Here is a 15320-nt window from a genome sequence, read left to right as displayed (position 1 = left end):
CTCACTTTGGGCGTGATAAACTCGGGTATCATCCCCTACTCGTTGTCGCGCATTATCATGGCCCTAACTCGTAAACAGTGGAATAACATCATCATTTTCGCCTGCGTCTTTATGGTGGCAGTGCTCACTTTTATGGATAGAAAAACCCATAATATCCCCAGTGACGCCAAGCGCCTGTTTGACGACCATGCCCCGCTTGCACAATTGCAACTCGATGGCTTGTGGCTACATAAGCAAGCCACACTATGGGAGTGCGATACTAAAATACTCAACTGCGATGAATGGGCAAATGCATGGCAAACGGTACTGGTATCCCCTTTAGCGAAAGCACCACAATCAGCAGATAAACCACAGGAATTAGTGATTCAAATCGCCGATATTGCCGATCCACAGCTGTGGCTTTATTTCCCCATTGAGGGCGCCTTAAAATCTCCCGCGGGTAATTGGTACTTAGTGCCACCGAGTTTACGCGCCAAACTACAACCTATCATAGATGCCAAACCCGCGGCTTAATGCGGTCAATTTGACTTAAGATAAGAAAGAATCCATGCCGGAATTACCAGAAGTTGAAGTCACCCGTCAGGGTATTGCACCCTTCCTTGTCGAGCAAACCGTGGTTGATCTTGTGATCCGCAATGGCTCGCTACGCTGGCCCGTACCTGACATCGCCAAACAAATTATCGGCCAAGTTATACGTCAGGTGCGCCGCCGAGCTAAGTACCTGTTAATCGACACAGATGCGGGCACTAGCATAGTGCATTTAGGCATGTCGGGCAGTTTGCGAATTCTGCCCCACGACACCCCAGTAGAAAAGCATGACCATATCGACCTAGTGCTCGCCAATGGCCGCATTTTACGCTTTAACGATCCGCGACGTTTTGGCGCTTGGCTCTGGTGTGAACTCCCGGAAGAAGCCCATCCATTACTGGCAAAACTCGGCCCGGAACCTTTAACCAATGCGTTTAATGCCAATCAATTAGCCGCTGCATTAGCGGGCAAGAAAAAAGCCATTAAACTCTGTTTGATGGATAACCACATAGTCGTCGGAGTGGGCAATATTTATGCTAACGAAGCCCTCTTTGCCGCGGGGATTCACCCCGAAGCCGAAGCAGGTAAAATCGATATCGAGCGTTTGACCGTTTTAGTTGCCGAAGTGAAACAAATCCTCGCCCATGCCATTAAACAGGGCGGCACTACGCTGAAAGACTTTACCAATGCCGATGGCAAACCCGGCTACTTCGCCCAAAAACTGCATGTATATGGCCGCGGTGGTGAAACCTGCACAAGCTGCGGCAACCTACTGAGTGAAATCCGTCTAGGCCAGCGCACCACAGTCTTTTGTGGAATTTGTCAGACGCGCTAGCGCTCACAGCCATAAAAAATGCCTGCACAATTGCAGGCATTTTGCGTTTATTCCTTTAACCAGCGCCCAGGATGATCGGTAAAGTAGCGGTATTCCCGCGTTGGCGATGCACATTCTGGCGTCATTTCTGTGGCCGAGAGTAAGATCCACTCATCTCGGTGGGCAATGCCCATGCTCTTACCGCCTTTAATGTTGAAACAACTCAGTTTTGCCCCGCTTGGCACTAATAGATAACGCTGTCTGTTTTCCTGCACCCATTGCCATGCATTGCGCTCTTGCTCTTCTACTGGGGCTAAATAACTAAAGTGCGTCACACTCATGGGCGAGAACAAAATAAACTGCTCTTTAAAGTTCACTAGGCCTAACTCGGCATCTTCACCAATCACTGCTGCGGTATGCAACATCAAGCTCCTCGGGGTACGCATCTCATCCAGCATAGCGTATCCCCAAGTGCTGACGAGCACCCAACCTAGGGCAGAGACAATCCCCACCTTCACGAGGGCGAATTGTTTGCGCCCGAGCCAAAGCAGTAAAAACCACAAAAGGCCAAGCAAGATAAACAAGTAACCAATACCTGTTAAATCATCGGTATAGTCGGCAAGGGCTTTGACTAATGCGGGATGATGAATCAATGCCAGCACCCCCGCCAGCAACACTACCCCGCCTAAAAACCACAGAGCGCCACTCACGAGTCTTTCAAACCAAACCTTAGGCGCAACCCCAGTTAATACGGCAGAAGCCGCAAGGGCCAACATAGGTAATGCGGGCAGAATATACACATTGCGCTTACCCGGGCTAATGCTAAAAAACAGCACCACCAGTGCCACCCAAATCAGTAAAATACCAATCTTGGGATCGGCCTTAACCTTCTGCACCCATAGCTTCCAGTAAGCGACCACCAGCAGAGAAATCGGGAACCACATCCACGGAATAACACTTAAGATAAAGAAATACCAAGGCTTAATATGATGCCAAGCGTTGACATAACGCTCACCGGTTTGCTTAAACAGAATATTGTTTTGGTAGGCAACCAGCTCAGGCGTGCCATGGGCTTGCACCGTTAGCACCATAGGCACTAACCAGCAGGCGATCACGGCGAGCATCGCCAAAGGCCCCGCAAGACAGAGCCAAGTCAAGCGTCCTTGAAAAAGGCTTTTCTCCTTAACGGCATAAATGCCGATAGGAACTAACATCAACAGCGGTAAAAATCCCACTCCTTTAGTGATAACCCCCAGCCCCATAAAACCCCAACCAATAAAATACCAGCGCCACTGGGGGCCGAGCATAAAGTGGCGGATCAGGCCGTAGCATCCCACAGTGATCCAACACATCACCATGGCATCTATCTGAGCATTTTTAACCTGCATTAAAAACTGCGGCACAATCAAGAGTAGTAATGCGGCATTACGGCCCACACGCACATTCCATAGTTTTGCGCCAAGATCGTACACGAGAAATACAGTCAACAGGCCACACAGGGCATTAGGCAATAGAAAGGCGAGTTTAAGGGAGCCCGTCAGTTGGTAAAATAGCGCTATGGCCCACATAAACACCGGTGGTTTATCGGGATAGTACTCGCCGCCTCGGGTCGGAAATAACCACTGCCCCGATGCCACCATTTCCCGTGCGACCTCAACAAAGCGTGGCTCGTCGGCGGGCCAAGGAGAGCGAAAACCAATCCCGACCAGCAAAATCAATAGACTCATCAAGAGTAAAGGCCAGAGTACCTGATAATAATCTTCACTATTGAAACGGCGCACAAATGCTTCCATTGCGGGTCCTTATTACTCTTATTCGGTTTCCAATTCATCCACCTGTTTACGCAGGCTAGAACGGTACAAATACGCGCCTATTAGGCTAGATAAGATAAATAAACCTATGCTGATCCCAAGCTGATTATGATCGGATAAGCCGATGCCAGCGCCGGCAAAACTAAAAATCAGCATCTGCGGCAAATAACCTAATACACTGCCCAGCATAAATCCCCCTGCGGGCACGTGAGTCGCCCCCGCACACAGATTAGTGAGTAAATTACTGCCGACGGGCAGCAGACGGATCATTAAGACCTTCAGCCAAGTTTTGTGGATAATCAGGGCTTCAAACTTTTGCAGGCGCTTACCAAACCGACGCTGTAGACTGCTGCGAATGGTGAATCTCGCCACATAGAAAGCAAACACGCAGCCAAGTAAAGCGGCTAGCGTCGAGAAAAGACCACCATAAAGACCGCCTAAGGCAAAGCCAAAAACAAAGGCAATGACCTGCCTCGGCCCTCCAACGGCGGTAAACAAGGCGCCAACTAATAATAAGACTAAGAGCGCAAAACCACCTTTGTCGGCAATAAAATGCGCGACCCAGTTACTATCGGTCAAATGCTCAAACATCCCCTGCTGGACGGCAAACATCAACACCAGCAGGATGCAGACGATAAACACCGTCTTATAGAGTCGCTTCATTATCAGTCACGCCAGCTTGCTTGACTGCGAGCAACCTTAGCTATCTTCGCCCTACGTCCAAGCCACATCACCCCCATAATATCGACTATGCCGACCCAAGCGCGATTCCAAGCCGTGTACTTAGAGACACCGACCTGACGATCCCTATGATTGACCACAGAAATAAAAATCTCCCCGCCCATACGACGCACTAATGCAGGTATGTATCTGTGCATATGATCGAAATACGGCAAACGCAGGAAGGTTTCCCGGGGGAAGAGTTTAAGCCCGCAGCCAGTATCGGGCACACCATCGTGCAACAACGCATCACGGACCTTATTGGCAACACGGGATTGAAACCGCTTCCATGCCGTGTCTTTGCGGTGTTTACGGTAACCCGCAATACAAAAATGCTCGGCATGGATATGGGGTAATTGGGCAAGCATGGCGGGAATATCGGCGGGATCATTTTGACCGTCGGCATCTAAGGTCACAATGTATTTACCGCGGGCATGCAAGACTCCAGTGGAAATTGCGGTACTTTGCCCAGTGCTGCGTTCATGGCGAATCGCTTTAGCGTCGCATTGCTGCAAAGTGGCTGTGCGCATTACTTCGCCGAAGGTATCGTCTTGGCTGCCATCATCGACAACGAGAATTTCAAACTCAGTCACACCTTTGAGGGCATGGCATATTTCCTCCATCAGGGGGCCAATATTACCTGCCTCATCTTTAGCCGGGATCACGATAGAAATCAATTCAAGGCTCCAAAAACTTTAACACCATCAATACGGTATCATATGATTATTGCAAAATAAAAATCTGTCTTGATAGAGTGTTATGTGAATCAAACAGAATGCAAGCCGGGTATTGTAAACGATGAAAATATTCTAGAAAAAGACTGAATTTGGAACTGTCGCTTTCACTTGATTGCACTTTTTTGTAATAAGACTATGTTACGTTACAGGGAACAAAAGGCATGGCATCGGGACTATCTATGAATATCGTTGTTGTGGGCATGGGCTACGTTGGCCTCTCAAATGCTGTCCTATTAGCGCAGCAAAACCGGGTCACCGCCATCGACTTATCACCGGAACGTGTCGCACAGGTTAACGCACATCAATCCACCGTTGTCGATGAGTTAATCGAAGATTACCTGAAAAACAAACCCCTGAATTTAACCGCAACAACACAGAATGTGGCCGTGCAATCGGCCGACTTTGTGATTATTGCCACCCCAACGGACTATGATCCCCAGACCAATTACTTTAATACCCAGTCGGTTGAAAATGTCGCTCGGGATGTCCTCGCCATCAATCCAAATACAACTATCATCATTAAATCGACCGTCCCCGTTGGCTTTACTGCGGCCCTAAGGCAAAAACTCAATAGTGATAATATCCTGTTTTCTCCTGAGTTTTTACGCGAAGGCAAGGCACTGTATGACAATCTTTATCCCTCGCGCATTATTGTGGGAGAACGCTCACCCCGCGCCCAAGCCTTTGCCGATCTCTTAGCCAAGGCCGCAATCAAACAAGATATCCCTATTTTGCTCACCGACAGCGCCGAGGCCGAAGCGATAAAATTGTTTGCCAATACGTTTCTCGCCATGCGGGTCGCTTACTTTAATGAACTCGATACCTACGCCCAGAGCCGAGGCTTAAACACGCGGCAGATTATCCAGGGGGTGAGCCTAGACCCCCGGATCGGAAACTATTACAACAATCCTTCCTTCGGTTATGGTGGATACTGCCTACCCAAAGACACTAAACAGCTGTTGGCAAACTACAATGATGTGCCCAATAATCTCATCAGCGCCATCGTTGACTCTAACACCACCCGCAAAGACTTTATTGCCGATGCGATTATCCGCAAGCAACCCAAATGCGTCGGTATATACCGTTTGATCATGAAAGCCGACTCAGATAACTTCCGAGCCTCCGCCGTGCAAGGCGTGATGAAGCGTATCAAGGCCAAAGGTATCGAAGTCGTGGTCTATGAGCCTGTGCTCAAGGAAGATGAGTTTTTTAAATCGAGGGTGATTCGAGATTTAGATGAATTTAAAGCCATGTGCGATGTAATAGTCTCCAATCGAATGGCTAACGAACTGACCGATGTTGCAGACAAAGTCTATACCCGAGATCTGTTCCACCAGGATTAATGCTCAACCATTGAGCCGACAGTAAAAGGTTTAACATGAAATACTTAGTCACAGGGGCAGCGGGATTTATTGGCGCCAAGGTCAGTGAACGTCTATGTGCCCTCGGCCACGACGTTATCGGCATTGATAATCTTAATGACTACTACGATGTAGAGCTCAAACTGGCCCGCCTTGCGCCCTTGCAGGCCTTAGGGAATTTCCGTTTTATCAAACTGGATCTCGCCGACCGAGAAGGGATTGCCGCCCTGTTTGCCCAACATGGTTTTCAACGGGTGATCCATTTGGCGGCCCAAGCGGGGGTGCGCTACTCACTCGACAATCCCTTGGCCTACGCCGATAGCAACCTAGTGGGACATCTGACAATTTTAGAGGGCTGTCGCCATCACCAAATTGAGCATCTCGTCTATGCTTCATCTTCGTCTGTGTATGGGTTAAATCAGAAGATGCCCTTCTCCACCGAGGACAGCATAGATCATCCCATTTCCCTCTATGCCGCCACGAAAAAAGCCAATGAGTTGATGTCCCACACTTACTCACATTTATACCAGTTGCCCACCACTGGGCTGCGCTTCTTCACTGTCTATGGCCCCTGGGGACGCCCGGATATGGCTTTGTTTAAATTCACTAAAGCCATACTCGCGGGTGAAGTTATCGATGTGTATAACCATGGCGACTTAAGCCGTGATTTTACCTATATTGATGATATTGTTGAGGGCATTATTAGAGTCCAGGACAAGCCACCCAGCCCAACGCCAGACTGGACGGTGGAAACAGGCTCGCCCGCCACCAGCAGTGCTCCCTATCGAGTCTTTAATATAGGCAACGGTAGCCCAGTCAAATTGCTCGATTTTATTACGGCACTCGAACACGCTCTCGGGATAGAGGCTAAGAAGAATCTCTTACCAATGCAGCCCGGCGATGTGCACGCCACTTGGGCGGATACCCGTGATCTCTTTAACGCTGTGGGTTACAGGCCACAGGTGGATATCAATACGGGAGTCGGGAAATTTGTGGGCTGGTATCGCCAATTTTACAATCAGTAATATTAGCGGTAATAAAAAAGCCTGCATTTTGCAGGCTTTTGTTTTAACGATTAAAAACGATATTCAAAACTGCTAAAGAGCGTGGCATTGGTCTCGTTTTCTTGAAGTTCAAACTCAGATCTGGACACAGTTCCGCCTAGACTCCACATCCCTTTCCACACTGGCATGCGGTAAGACAGTTCTAACATCAACAAATCTTCCTTCGGCGGTTGTGGTGCCCAAGTCGTTGCCACGTTAGTGCCGTCCTTATTTAACTGCGCATAACGCAGCAGTGAGGTAAAGCCACGGCTATTACTAAACTGGCCGACTAAGCCAAGCACAAAGGTTTGGGCATCGCTATCATAGGTTGAACCTAAAGCCCGGCCATAGTAACGAGCACCGCTCAGATAAACCGGGTCTTCGTAGAAGCAATTGGCACTGTCGCCATCACACTTAACATAGGTATCCGAGTATTCCATAAACAACTTAAACTGCTTACCCGTAGTACCAAAATGGGTATCCATCCCCCAGAGGGAACCACAGTCGCTGCCACTCTCACAGCTACGTTCTAGGTATAATCCCACGGGAATATCCTGCCAAGTGTCGGCATAGCGAAGATCAATACTCTGCGTTCTGTGGCCCGCATCCCGACGCTGATCGGGTGCGCAATCGTTGGAACCATCAATACAAACCGAATTGCTCGCAACCGCATCCCACCAGGAGCTAAAGTGACACTCTTGCCCTTCACCGCAAAATAGAGTCGACCAGGCGAGCCCGATTTCAACTTGCTTTATGGGCTTAGCACTGAAGCGCATATCCCACAATGCCGTTTTAGGTACGGCACGTTCGGCTTCGGTGAGGCTAAATCCGGTCTTAAATGTCCAGGGGCCAATCCAAGATAACCAAGGTGTCTCAAAGGCTGCGGCGTTGTTGCGGCTCAAGCTAAGTGACTGCATGGGACGGGCGTTGTTCGAACGGTGCAGTGCAGAATCAAACCCCGCTCCCCACCACTGCTCCACTGTACCTAAAGTCGCAATCCAGTTGCCCATAATGACCGCAAAATAAGAATCATCGAGTCGAAAGTTTTTATTATCTTGGGGATCATAGGTTTCGGTCACTGTCGTCTTATAGGCAATGCGCGAACCTAAATACTCATAGGACCCCTTTACTTCACCCTTCTCGCGGTATTCAGAACCATAGTGCTGAAACCTTGCCGGATCCGTCGCCGCCGACACTTTCACTCTAGCATTGCCGCGATTCTCGACCGCATTGTGGTAATAGAAGTTAACGCGGGCAAAGGCTTGCACTAATGCTGGCGAAAGGAGTTCAGGCTCAACTTTCGCTAAATCGCCACCAATTCCCGACCACATCAAGGGGAAAGTATTCACAGGCACAGTGATAACACCCGCATCCGCCAATGCTTGAATATCGGCTCGAAGATAAATATCCGAGGCATCCACCCAAGGCGCAGCGGCGAGTGTAGAACAAAAAAGTAAACCAGAGACAACGCTAGTAGCGAGGATAGTGGGGGTAAAAAAAGCCTTCATAACATCCTTTTCATTATCATCGCGAGGTCACAATGCCTCAAAATTAACATAAAAATACCACGAAAGATCATCAGCTTGGCAGGTTTACGCCTTAGCGAGCTTAAGCTTTGCCGCTAATGCCATGGCCACCTCAGGGTGAACAAACTGGCTCACATCACCACCATGTAAGGCGACTTCCTTTACTAAGGTCGAAGAAATAAAGGAGTTCTCCTCGGCGGGAGTTAAAAACACACTCTCAAGCTCTGGGCTCAGTCTGCGATTCATATTCGCTAATTGGAACTCGTATTCGAAGTCAGACACAGCCCGCAGGCCACGCACCAACACACTGGCCCTTTGTTCTTTGGCAAAATCGACTAACAGACCAGAGAATCCCACGACCTCGACATTATCCAGATGCGCAGTCACACGATTAACCAGTTCAACCCGCTCTTCTAAGGTGAACCTTGGCTGCTTTGAGGGATTGGCCGCGATACCAATGACCACATGCTTAAATAACTTAGCCGCACGCTCGATTAAATCGGCATGACCATTAGTAATGGGATCGAAGGTCCCTGGATAAACTGCTCTTGTGTGCACTTTGCTGACCCAACTTATAGGGATACCATAAAATCATTGCCCGTCAGTCTACTCGTTTTAGCCAAGCGAGTGAATAATCACGGCAAAAACCGCTTTAAATACCCATAAAAAACTAAAAAATAGCAAGAATACTTGGGATTAAGCCCATGTAAAGGCGTGAACTGATATAATGCAGCCACTTAGCAGGCAGGGGAATCCCCAAAAATGGCCCCCGTCTTTACTCGCGGTTGTAGCTTAGACAACTTGATTGAAAGCAACGGCTTACAGAGCAACGCAATAAGAGCATTCCTATGAAAAAAATCGCGATTTTTTGCCATAACTTTTTCTCCAACGGCACAGTCAAAATAGCCTTATCCCAGGCAGAAGTGCTGCAGGAAGCCGGGCAAGACATTCACTTATTTGTGTTTCACAAAGAAGGCGATTTTATGCCGCCTCAAAATGTGACCATTCACTATCTATTTGAAGCAGGCCAAAAAACGTCGTTAGATGAACAAAGGCTGCACCTCAAAGCGAAAGTGAAAGAAGTCGAGGAAACCGGCAAGTTTTCACTGTTTTTAAGCAATTCGACTGACTGTGATGTTGTTGTTTCCGGCTGCCATTTTGAACCTTGCTACTACTTCTGCCACTGTGCATTAAAGCAAGAATTATTGATGGAGCTCAAACGCGGCCCAGTGCATTTTTGGCGACGCTGGAAAAAAGCCAAAGCGCTGATCGGTAAAAAGATTATCACTGTTTCTAATGGTATTGCCGATGAGCTAAGAGCCACCTCATGGCTAAAACCCCAGAGTGTGCAAACCATATACAACCCTTTTCGACTAGCCGAAATCAAGCATAAGGCTCAAGAGGTCATCCCTGATATTCCCAACGAACCTTATATGATCCATGTTGGTCGAGTTACTCGCCAGAAGCGCCATGATATTCTCTTCAAGGCTCTACGGGACATGCCGACGGCACCCAAATTAGTCCTGCTGTGCAATAGGCCAAACAAGGCCCGAAAACTCGCTAAAAAATACGGTGTTGAACACAGAATTATCACCCCTGGGTTTCAACATAACCCCTATGCTTGGATTGCCAAGGCAGAATTAATGCTGCTGAGTTCCGATTTTGAAGGGCTACCAACGGTAGTCATTGAGTCCTTAGCCTGCGGGACTCCCGTTGTCAGTACTGACTGTCCGCACGGCCCAAATGAAATCCTCACAGGGCATCTAGCCAAGTATTTAGTACCAGTGCGTCAACCTGCATTATTAGCACAGAAGGCACTCGAGTGTCTGGCATCTCCGCCTTCACTTGAGGATCTTGAGATCCTCAAAGCCGTTGATAGTAAATATATTGCACAGCAATATTTGAAGTTAACTGAGTAACACAACTCTCTAATAATATCTCTATCCCAAGAGAGATTGTTAGAGAGCCGCTGTTGATAAATATTCATACAAATAAAAATACTTAAAGAAAAGCTAACATATGCATCAACTACAAACGAAGAATTATATCCCCATAGAAAGTTAATCATTTTTGTGTTTTTAACTCTCTACTTGGATTAGAATCCATTCATCGTCTTATTCTATAATATCTAGTCTATGAATTTAGTTAGAAAAGTGCAGTTACATCAGATACAAATGATATCGGAACTGCAAAAAATATTCCGTGAAGAGAACCTTACCTATTTCGCTATCGGCGGCACAGCCCTTGGTGCAGTTAGGCATGAAGGGTTTATCCCTTGGGACGATGATATAGATATTGCAATGCCTAGGGCTGATTATGAAAGGTTCTTACAACTTCAACATAAATTACCTTCACACCTTTTTATACAGCATTTTTATACTGAAAAAGAATACCCTTTATATTTTGCAAAAGTACGAGATAAAAACACATTATTTATAGAAAACTCCAAAAGAAATCAAAATATAAATCATGGGATTTTTATAGATATATTCCCTTGGGATAATGTAAGTGAATCAAATAATGACCAGGATGAAATAAAAGTCCTTTCACATAAATTCCGTAGAATATCCATGACGGAATATAAGCAGAAAAGTGTTTTTCGTAAATTTAAAACTTATTTTTACCAATGGCTTTATAAGGAGCATTGCCAAGATGCTCTCTTTAAAAAAATTGATATGGTATATAAAAAGCACAATAAAGTAGACACAGGTAAAATAGGCAACGTCACATTTAATGATGCTATATACCTCACGGACCTTTATCCTTTGCAAATGCTCAAGTTTGAATCAATCGAATTGCCATGCCCCAAGAACGTAGAGAGATACCTCACTGAAAAATATGGTGATTATATGCAAATCCCCAAAGAGAGCGAGCGAGTTCACCATAACCCTATAAAAATAGAGTTTAATATTCATCGAGAAAATAATAATGGGTAATAGGGTAATTACATTTGGAACATTTGATGTATTCCATATTGGGCATGTTAATATTTTAGAAAAATGTTCCCAATTAGGTTCTGAGCTAATCGTTGGAGTGTCGAGTGACGCCTTGAATTTCAAAAAGAAAAATCGCTACCCATTGTACGATGAATGCAGTCGCTTGAAAATTATTAATTCGTTAAAATTTGTTAACGAGGTTTTTATTGAAGAGTCTTTGGAACAAAAGCGTCACTATATTAATTATTATCGAGCCAACATCCTAGCAATGGGTGATGACTGGGAAGGTCGTTTCGATGATTTAAGGGATATTTGTGAAGTTGTCTACTTTCCGAGAACGCCATCAATATCAACAACTGAAATCATTGAAATTGCGAGAAAACTATAAAACTGTTTTCCGATCCCATGCACTCAATTTGGGATAAATCCTACGGATTTTAGCTCAAAATAGCCAAAGCCGAACATGCTAATCGTTCGGCTCATATGGCATTGTCCATACAGTGCTAAGGCTAAAACAGCTTCCAGTATCCAAGCTTGCGGCGCATTTTAAAATGTCTCAGCAAGTTCAAAGGCTTAGGTTTAAGCCAACCTGTGCCCTTATCAATCAAGGCATCTGTCGCAGCCAAAACCCGTTGGCTAGATTGACCATCACCCGTTGGATGGATTTGGTTGCAATAATCATGGATATGCACCATCAAATCTTCGGGGCGGCTCAGTGCTCGCATTAAAGCGGGTTCAATCTCTTCGACTCGGCTGATATCAATCAAATGGTCCTTCGGCGACTGATTTTTAAAGGTCACCACTGGCTTGCGCTGCATTAAAAACATCAACAGAATCGATGAGGTGTCACACAACATCACATCCCCAGCCTGCAGCAAAGGGATCACATTATCGGTTTCAACAAACTGTAAATTCTCGTTTTCCAGAGCCTTGTACTGCTCCACAATCCTAGGGTTCATCTTAGGATGAAATTGCACCAACCAGCGCCATTGGCTCTTTTGCGACAGGGCTTTTATCTGTTCAAATACCGCGGGCGCGCAGGTCAAGCTAGGGGAAAATGTCGAGCAAAAGAGCACGACTGGCCTTGGGTCATCCGCTTTGATATAGGGATTATCTTTATTCTCAAGAAAAAGAGGATCTAATGCCGGCCAACCCGTTTCGGCGACGGTAAAAGTACCAAACTTTTTCTCCAGTTTGAGGAAAGGCAGTGTCGTCGCCGGGCCCTGAGTGCAATATAAGTCAAAACAATCGCGGATTTCGAAGTGATCTTCACGGCCCTTGTGATTCATTTTCCCCGCATTAAAGCCATGGAATACACCGACTTTTACACCAGGAATAAAACTGGGTACAACATTACCCGGCACAAACACGGCATCGGGTTTCCAAGCTTTAACGGCATCGATACTGAGCAAGCGCCGCTCATCGGCCTTTAGAAACTTAGGATCGACCTCCTTACCCTCTAAAAACCAACAGACCTCATCGCCCCTATCCCAAATCACTTGCTGAATGGGTCTTAGCATCGCATAGGAATAATTCTGTGCAATGTACAATAAGTAACGTCTCTTCGCTTGTTTGACTTCTTCCACCCGCATCCTCCTACAAGGCTAAAGGTTAAATTATTTTGCCAGTGCCAAATATTGCTTGGCAATCAAGGTCGCATCAACCTTTGCCAAGATTTCAACCTCCGCTAAGGATGGTGGCTGCTTGACCACTTCATCGATCATTTTTGCCAACGCCTTAGGATCGCGGCGCGGTACGAGATAGGGCGATAAATTCCCAGTTAAAATCTCACTCGGCCCATGGGGGCAATCGGTACTGACAACTGGGGTTCCACAGGCTAATGATTCAATCAAGACTGTCGGCAGGCCTTCAAAATCTGAGCTGAGCACGAGTGCCTTAGCGCGTTTTATCCAAGGGAAGGGATTACTTTGAAACCCGGGAATGATTAAGCGTTTCTCAATGCCGAACTTTTTCGCCGCTTTGATGGCTTTTTTGTGGTTATGGCACAAAAGCACAACAGGTAGCTGATTTTGTGTGAGCTTAAGAGCTTCAAACAGCACATCATGGCGTTTCTGCTTGGCAAAGCGGCCGACATGAATAAGGTATTCACCCTGAGGAATTTGAGGATTATCTTGCTGCGACTGAGCAATAATTTCATTAAATTCAAAAGGATTATAAATAGTCTGCATGGATGCTGGGTGCAAACGACCTTTATCTTTAATCTCTTTTGCTATGCCGTTAGATACGGTAATTAAATGCTGGCCATTGAGGGCTTTTTTGGCTCTCAACTTTTTAAAATAGGCGAAGGGGCCAAGTTTAAACTGGCGGCTCAACTCTTCCTCAACCGATGAATGAACAATCACATAGAGTGGCGACACTCCCGTTTTAGTCATCATCAAATTGGTTTTATCTAGATTTGAGAGGAATAAATCGAATTTACCCACTTGGGACTCGATTTCTCCGATTTTCGCCTGCAGTTTGTTCACCGAAGCCGTTAATCGCCCAAAATGGTCAAAATCTTTATCCTTAGGGACAAAACATTGATGAACAGGCAAATTATCCGGAGTTTCATAGTACTGATTATCCTCCATGACTAAGAAATGCGGCTCATGCCCTAAGTGTATAAATTGCTTAGCTAAGGTCAGCATGACCTTTTCGGCTCCGCCGCCCGCTAAACTGTCGATGGCAATGGCTATCCGCATGACTTGTCTCCTAACATAATCTAAAAACGCACGGCAAATCGGGGCCGTTAAATACCTAAGACCGAATCTAACAGGCCTTAACTGAGCCCTGCTGAGCGGCCAGATCAAACTTCTCAATTACGGCGTCAACGCTGATCAATGCCATAAGATGATCTCCCTTAGCACGAGTTCCCCATTTCACCTCGCCGCTATGCTGGGATTTCATCGCCTCATCGTAGACGCTCACCACATATTGCCGCGAGAGATATGGCCCAGTTCGCCCCGGATTGGAATGGGCATATAAGCCGATGACAGGCGTACCTTGGGTAACGGCCATATGTGCAGGCCCAGTATCGGGAGCTAACACTAAGCTTGCGCGTTTTAGCAGGGCCAGTAATTGCGTCAAACTGGTTTTGCCCACTAAGTTATCTATCTTTGCGGGACAAGCCTGCAAAATCTGCTCGGCTAAGGCTTTTTCGAGTGCGGTTGGGCCACCACAGAGCATCACCCTAAAGCCCTTAGCAATTGCATGGCTCGCGACGGCGGCATAACGCTCGGGCAACCAGTTGCGTTCTGCCTTACTGGCGGCGGCGCAGATGATAAAGACTTTTTCATTATCCTTAATCTGCGTCTTTGCAAACTCAGTATCCGCAACGGGGACGGGAATATGCCACTGGGGAGTGAGATCTTTAACTCCTATGGCCTTAGCAAATCCCATAAATCCTTCAAGCACATGGGGATGAGTTAAGGGCTCAACCCTATGATTAGTGACCAGCCACTGGCCTTCTTTAGCACGAGCACGGTCAAAGCCTATGCGTACTTTTGCCGAAATGGCTAGGGATGCCAAAGTTGCGCGTAGGGCTACCTGCATATGCAGCAGCACATCAAACCGTCGGCCCTTTAATGCCTTACGCAAATTAAAATAGCTACGCCAGCCTTGAGATTTATCAAAAATAACAAACTCAATGCCGGGTAAATGCTTCAATAATTGATACTCAAGCTTACCTATTACCCAAGTAATCTTAAGCTCGGGATATTGCCGCTGAATCGCCTGCACCATAGCCACGGCATGACAGACGTCACCGATAGCCGATAGCCGCAGCAAACAAAGGGAATTCATGCTATTGGGATTTAAACTCATTGGGATTGAAGCTCGTAGCTTT

At 46.7% G+C, this 15320-nt stretch carries 15 protein-coding genes; 7 read left to right on the top strand and 8 right to left on the bottom strand.

Annotated elements, in window-relative coordinates:
• The first annotated feature begins 57 nt into the window (after positions 1-57).
• Both JFT56_RS00365 and mutM read left to right on the top strand, forming a co-directional pair.
• A complete protein-coding gene (locus JFT56_RS00365) occupies positions 58-513 on the top strand; it encodes a hypothetical protein (protein WP_198781824.1) in 456 nt (151 codons plus the stop codon).
• Between the two features lie 34 nt (positions 514-547).
• Positions 548-1363, top strand: a complete 816-nt coding sequence (mutM, locus tag JFT56_RS00360; protein ID WP_198781823.1) for a bifunctional DNA-formamidopyrimidine glycosylase/DNA-(apurinic or apyrimidinic site) lyase — start codon at positions 548-550, stop codon at positions 1361-1363.
• A 47-nt stretch (positions 1364-1410) separates the two neighbouring features.
• Here the strand turns inward: mutM and JFT56_RS00355 are convergent, their stop codons facing one another.
• From JFT56_RS00355 to JFT56_RS00345, 3 genes are read right to left on the bottom strand one after another with little or no spacing between them, the layout of a single operon-like run.
• Entirely contained in the window at positions 1411-3135 is a 1725-nt protein-coding gene (locus JFT56_RS00355; protein WP_198781822.1) for an ArnT family glycosyltransferase, read from the bottom strand.
• An 18-nt stretch (positions 3136-3153) separates the two neighbouring features.
• Positions 3154-3816: a TVP38/TMEM64 family protein gene (locus JFT56_RS00350; protein ID WP_198781821.1), complete on the bottom strand. Its 663-nt coding sequence runs from the start codon at positions 3814-3816 to the stop codon at positions 3154-3156.
• A gap of 2 nt (positions 3817-3818) precedes the next feature.
• On the bottom strand, positions 3819-4550 hold the full coding sequence (locus JFT56_RS00345; RefSeq protein WP_198781820.1) for a glycosyltransferase family 2 protein: 732 nt from the start codon (positions 4548-4550) through the stop codon (positions 3819-3821).
• A gap of 239 nt (positions 4551-4789) precedes the next feature.
• Here JFT56_RS00345 and JFT56_RS00340 point away from each other — a divergent pair, with 239 nt between their 5' ends.
• Together JFT56_RS00340 and JFT56_RS00335 are read left to right on the top strand one after the other, a co-directional pair.
• Positions 4790-5953 carry a nucleotide sugar dehydrogenase gene (locus JFT56_RS00340; RefSeq protein WP_198783464.1) on the top strand — a complete coding sequence of 388 codons (1164 nt, stop codon included), beginning with the start codon at positions 4790-4792 and terminating at the stop codon, positions 5951-5953.
• Positions 5954-5988: 35 nt separating this feature from the next.
• On the top strand, positions 5989-6996 hold the full coding sequence (locus JFT56_RS00335) for an NAD-dependent epimerase (protein WP_198781819.1): 1008 nt from the start codon (positions 5989-5991) through the stop codon (positions 6994-6996).
• Between the two features lie 50 nt (positions 6997-7046).
• On the opposite strand, the gene JFT56_RS00330 is transcribed toward JFT56_RS00335, so the two are convergent.
• Together JFT56_RS00330 and coaD are read right to left on the bottom strand one after the other, a co-directional pair.
• Positions 7047-8522 (bottom strand): capsule assembly Wzi family protein, encoded by a 1476-nt coding sequence (locus tag JFT56_RS00330; RefSeq protein ID WP_198781818.1) that lies wholly within the window; start codon positions 8520-8522, stop codon positions 7047-7049.
• Positions 8523-8606: 84 nt separating this feature from the next.
• The gene (gene coaD, locus JFT56_RS00325) at positions 8607-9098 is read right to left on the bottom strand and encodes a pantetheine-phosphate adenylyltransferase (protein WP_198781817.1); all 492 of its coding nucleotides are present in this window, start codon (positions 9096-9098) and stop codon (positions 8607-8609) included.
• Between the two features lie 290 nt (positions 9099-9388).
• Here coaD and JFT56_RS00320 point away from each other — a divergent pair, with 290 nt between their 5' ends.
• The 3 genes from JFT56_RS00320 (at position 9389) to JFT56_RS00310 (ending at position 11864) form a co-directional block, all read left to right on the top strand.
• Positions 9389-10459, top strand: coding sequence for a glycosyltransferase (locus JFT56_RS00320; protein ID WP_198781816.1), 1071 nt, complete (start codon positions 9389-9391; stop codon positions 10457-10459).
• A 216-nt stretch (positions 10460-10675) separates the two neighbouring features.
• Complete coding sequence (locus JFT56_RS00315; protein WP_198781815.1) at positions 10676-11476, top strand: LicD family protein; 801 nt, start codon at positions 10676-10678, stop codon at positions 11474-11476.
• Positions 11469-11864: an adenylyltransferase/cytidyltransferase family protein gene (locus tag JFT56_RS00310; protein WP_198781814.1), complete on the top strand. Its 396-nt coding sequence runs from the start codon at positions 11469-11471 to the stop codon at positions 11862-11864. Before JFT56_RS00315 ends, JFT56_RS00310 begins: the two co-directional genes overlap by 8 nt.
• Positions 11865-11985: 121 nt before the next feature.
• On the opposite strand, the gene JFT56_RS00305 is transcribed toward JFT56_RS00310, so the two are convergent.
• From JFT56_RS00305 to JFT56_RS00295, 3 genes are all read right to left on the bottom strand, one after another.
• Positions 11986-13068, bottom strand: a complete 1083-nt coding sequence (locus JFT56_RS00305; RefSeq protein ID WP_420136008.1) for a CDP-glycerol glycerophosphotransferase family protein — start codon at positions 13066-13068, stop codon at positions 11986-11988.
• Between the two features lie 24 nt (positions 13069-13092).
• Positions 13093-14178 carry a glycosyltransferase gene (locus JFT56_RS00300; protein ID WP_198781812.1) on the bottom strand — a complete coding sequence of 362 codons (1086 nt, stop codon included), beginning with the start codon at positions 14176-14178 and terminating at the stop codon, positions 13093-13095.
• Between the two features lie 67 nt (positions 14179-14245).
• Positions 14246-15298, bottom strand: coding sequence for a glycosyltransferase family 9 protein (locus JFT56_RS00295; protein WP_198781811.1), 1053 nt, complete (start codon positions 15296-15298; stop codon positions 14246-14248).
• Between the last annotated feature and the right edge of the window lie 22 nt (positions 15299-15320).

The organism is Shewanella putrefaciens (assembly GCF_016406305.1).
GTDB classification, from domain to species: Bacteria; Pseudomonadota; Gammaproteobacteria; order Enterobacterales; family Shewanellaceae; genus Shewanella; species Shewanella putrefaciens_C.
This window is presented reverse-complemented; position numbering and strand designations above follow the sequence as displayed.

Excerpts from the sequence above, each read along its gene's own strand:
- JFT56_RS00365 (WP_198781824.1), top strand. The coding sequence starts at position 58 with ATGGCCCTAACTCGTAAACAGTGGAATAACATCATCATTTTCGCCTGC.
- mutM (WP_198781823.1), top strand. The coding sequence starts at position 548 with ATGCCGGAATTACCAGAAGTTGAAGTCACCCGTCAGGGTATTGCACCC.
- JFT56_RS00355 (WP_198781822.1), bottom strand. The coding sequence starts at position 3,135 with ATGGAAGCATTTGTGCGCCGTTTCAATAGTGAAGATTATTATCAGGTA.
- JFT56_RS00350 (WP_198781821.1), bottom strand. The coding sequence starts at position 3,816 with ATGAAGCGACTCTATAAGACGGTGTTTATCGTCTGCATCCTGCTGGTG.
- JFT56_RS00340 (WP_198783464.1), top strand. The coding sequence starts at position 4,790 with ATGAATATCGTTGTTGTGGGCATGGGCTACGTTGGCCTCTCAAATGCT.
- JFT56_RS00335 (WP_198781819.1), top strand. The coding sequence starts at position 5,989 with ATGAAATACTTAGTCACAGGGGCAGCGGGATTTATTGGCGCCAAGGTC.
- JFT56_RS00330 (WP_198781818.1), bottom strand. The coding sequence starts at position 8,522 with ATGAAGGCTTTTTTTACCCCCACTATCCTCGCTACTAGCGTTGTCTCT.
- JFT56_RS00320 (WP_198781816.1), top strand. The coding sequence starts at position 9,389 with ATGAAAAAAATCGCGATTTTTTGCCATAACTTTTTCTCCAACGGCACA.
- JFT56_RS00315 (WP_198781815.1), top strand. The coding sequence starts at position 10,676 with ATGAATTTAGTTAGAAAAGTGCAGTTACATCAGATACAAATGATATCG.
- JFT56_RS00310 (WP_198781814.1), top strand. The coding sequence starts at position 11,469 with ATGGGTAATAGGGTAATTACATTTGGAACATTTGATGTATTCCATATT.
- JFT56_RS00305 (WP_420136008.1), bottom strand. The coding sequence starts at position 13,068 with ATGCGGGTGGAAGAAGTCAAACAAGCGAAGAGACGTTACTTATTGTAC.
- JFT56_RS00300 (WP_198781812.1), bottom strand. The coding sequence starts at position 14,178 with ATGCGGATAGCCATTGCCATCGACAGTTTAGCGGGCGGCGGAGCCGAA.
- JFT56_RS00295 (WP_198781811.1), bottom strand. The coding sequence starts at position 15,298 with ATGAGTTTAAATCCCAATAGCATGAATTCCCTTTGTTTGCTGCGGCTA.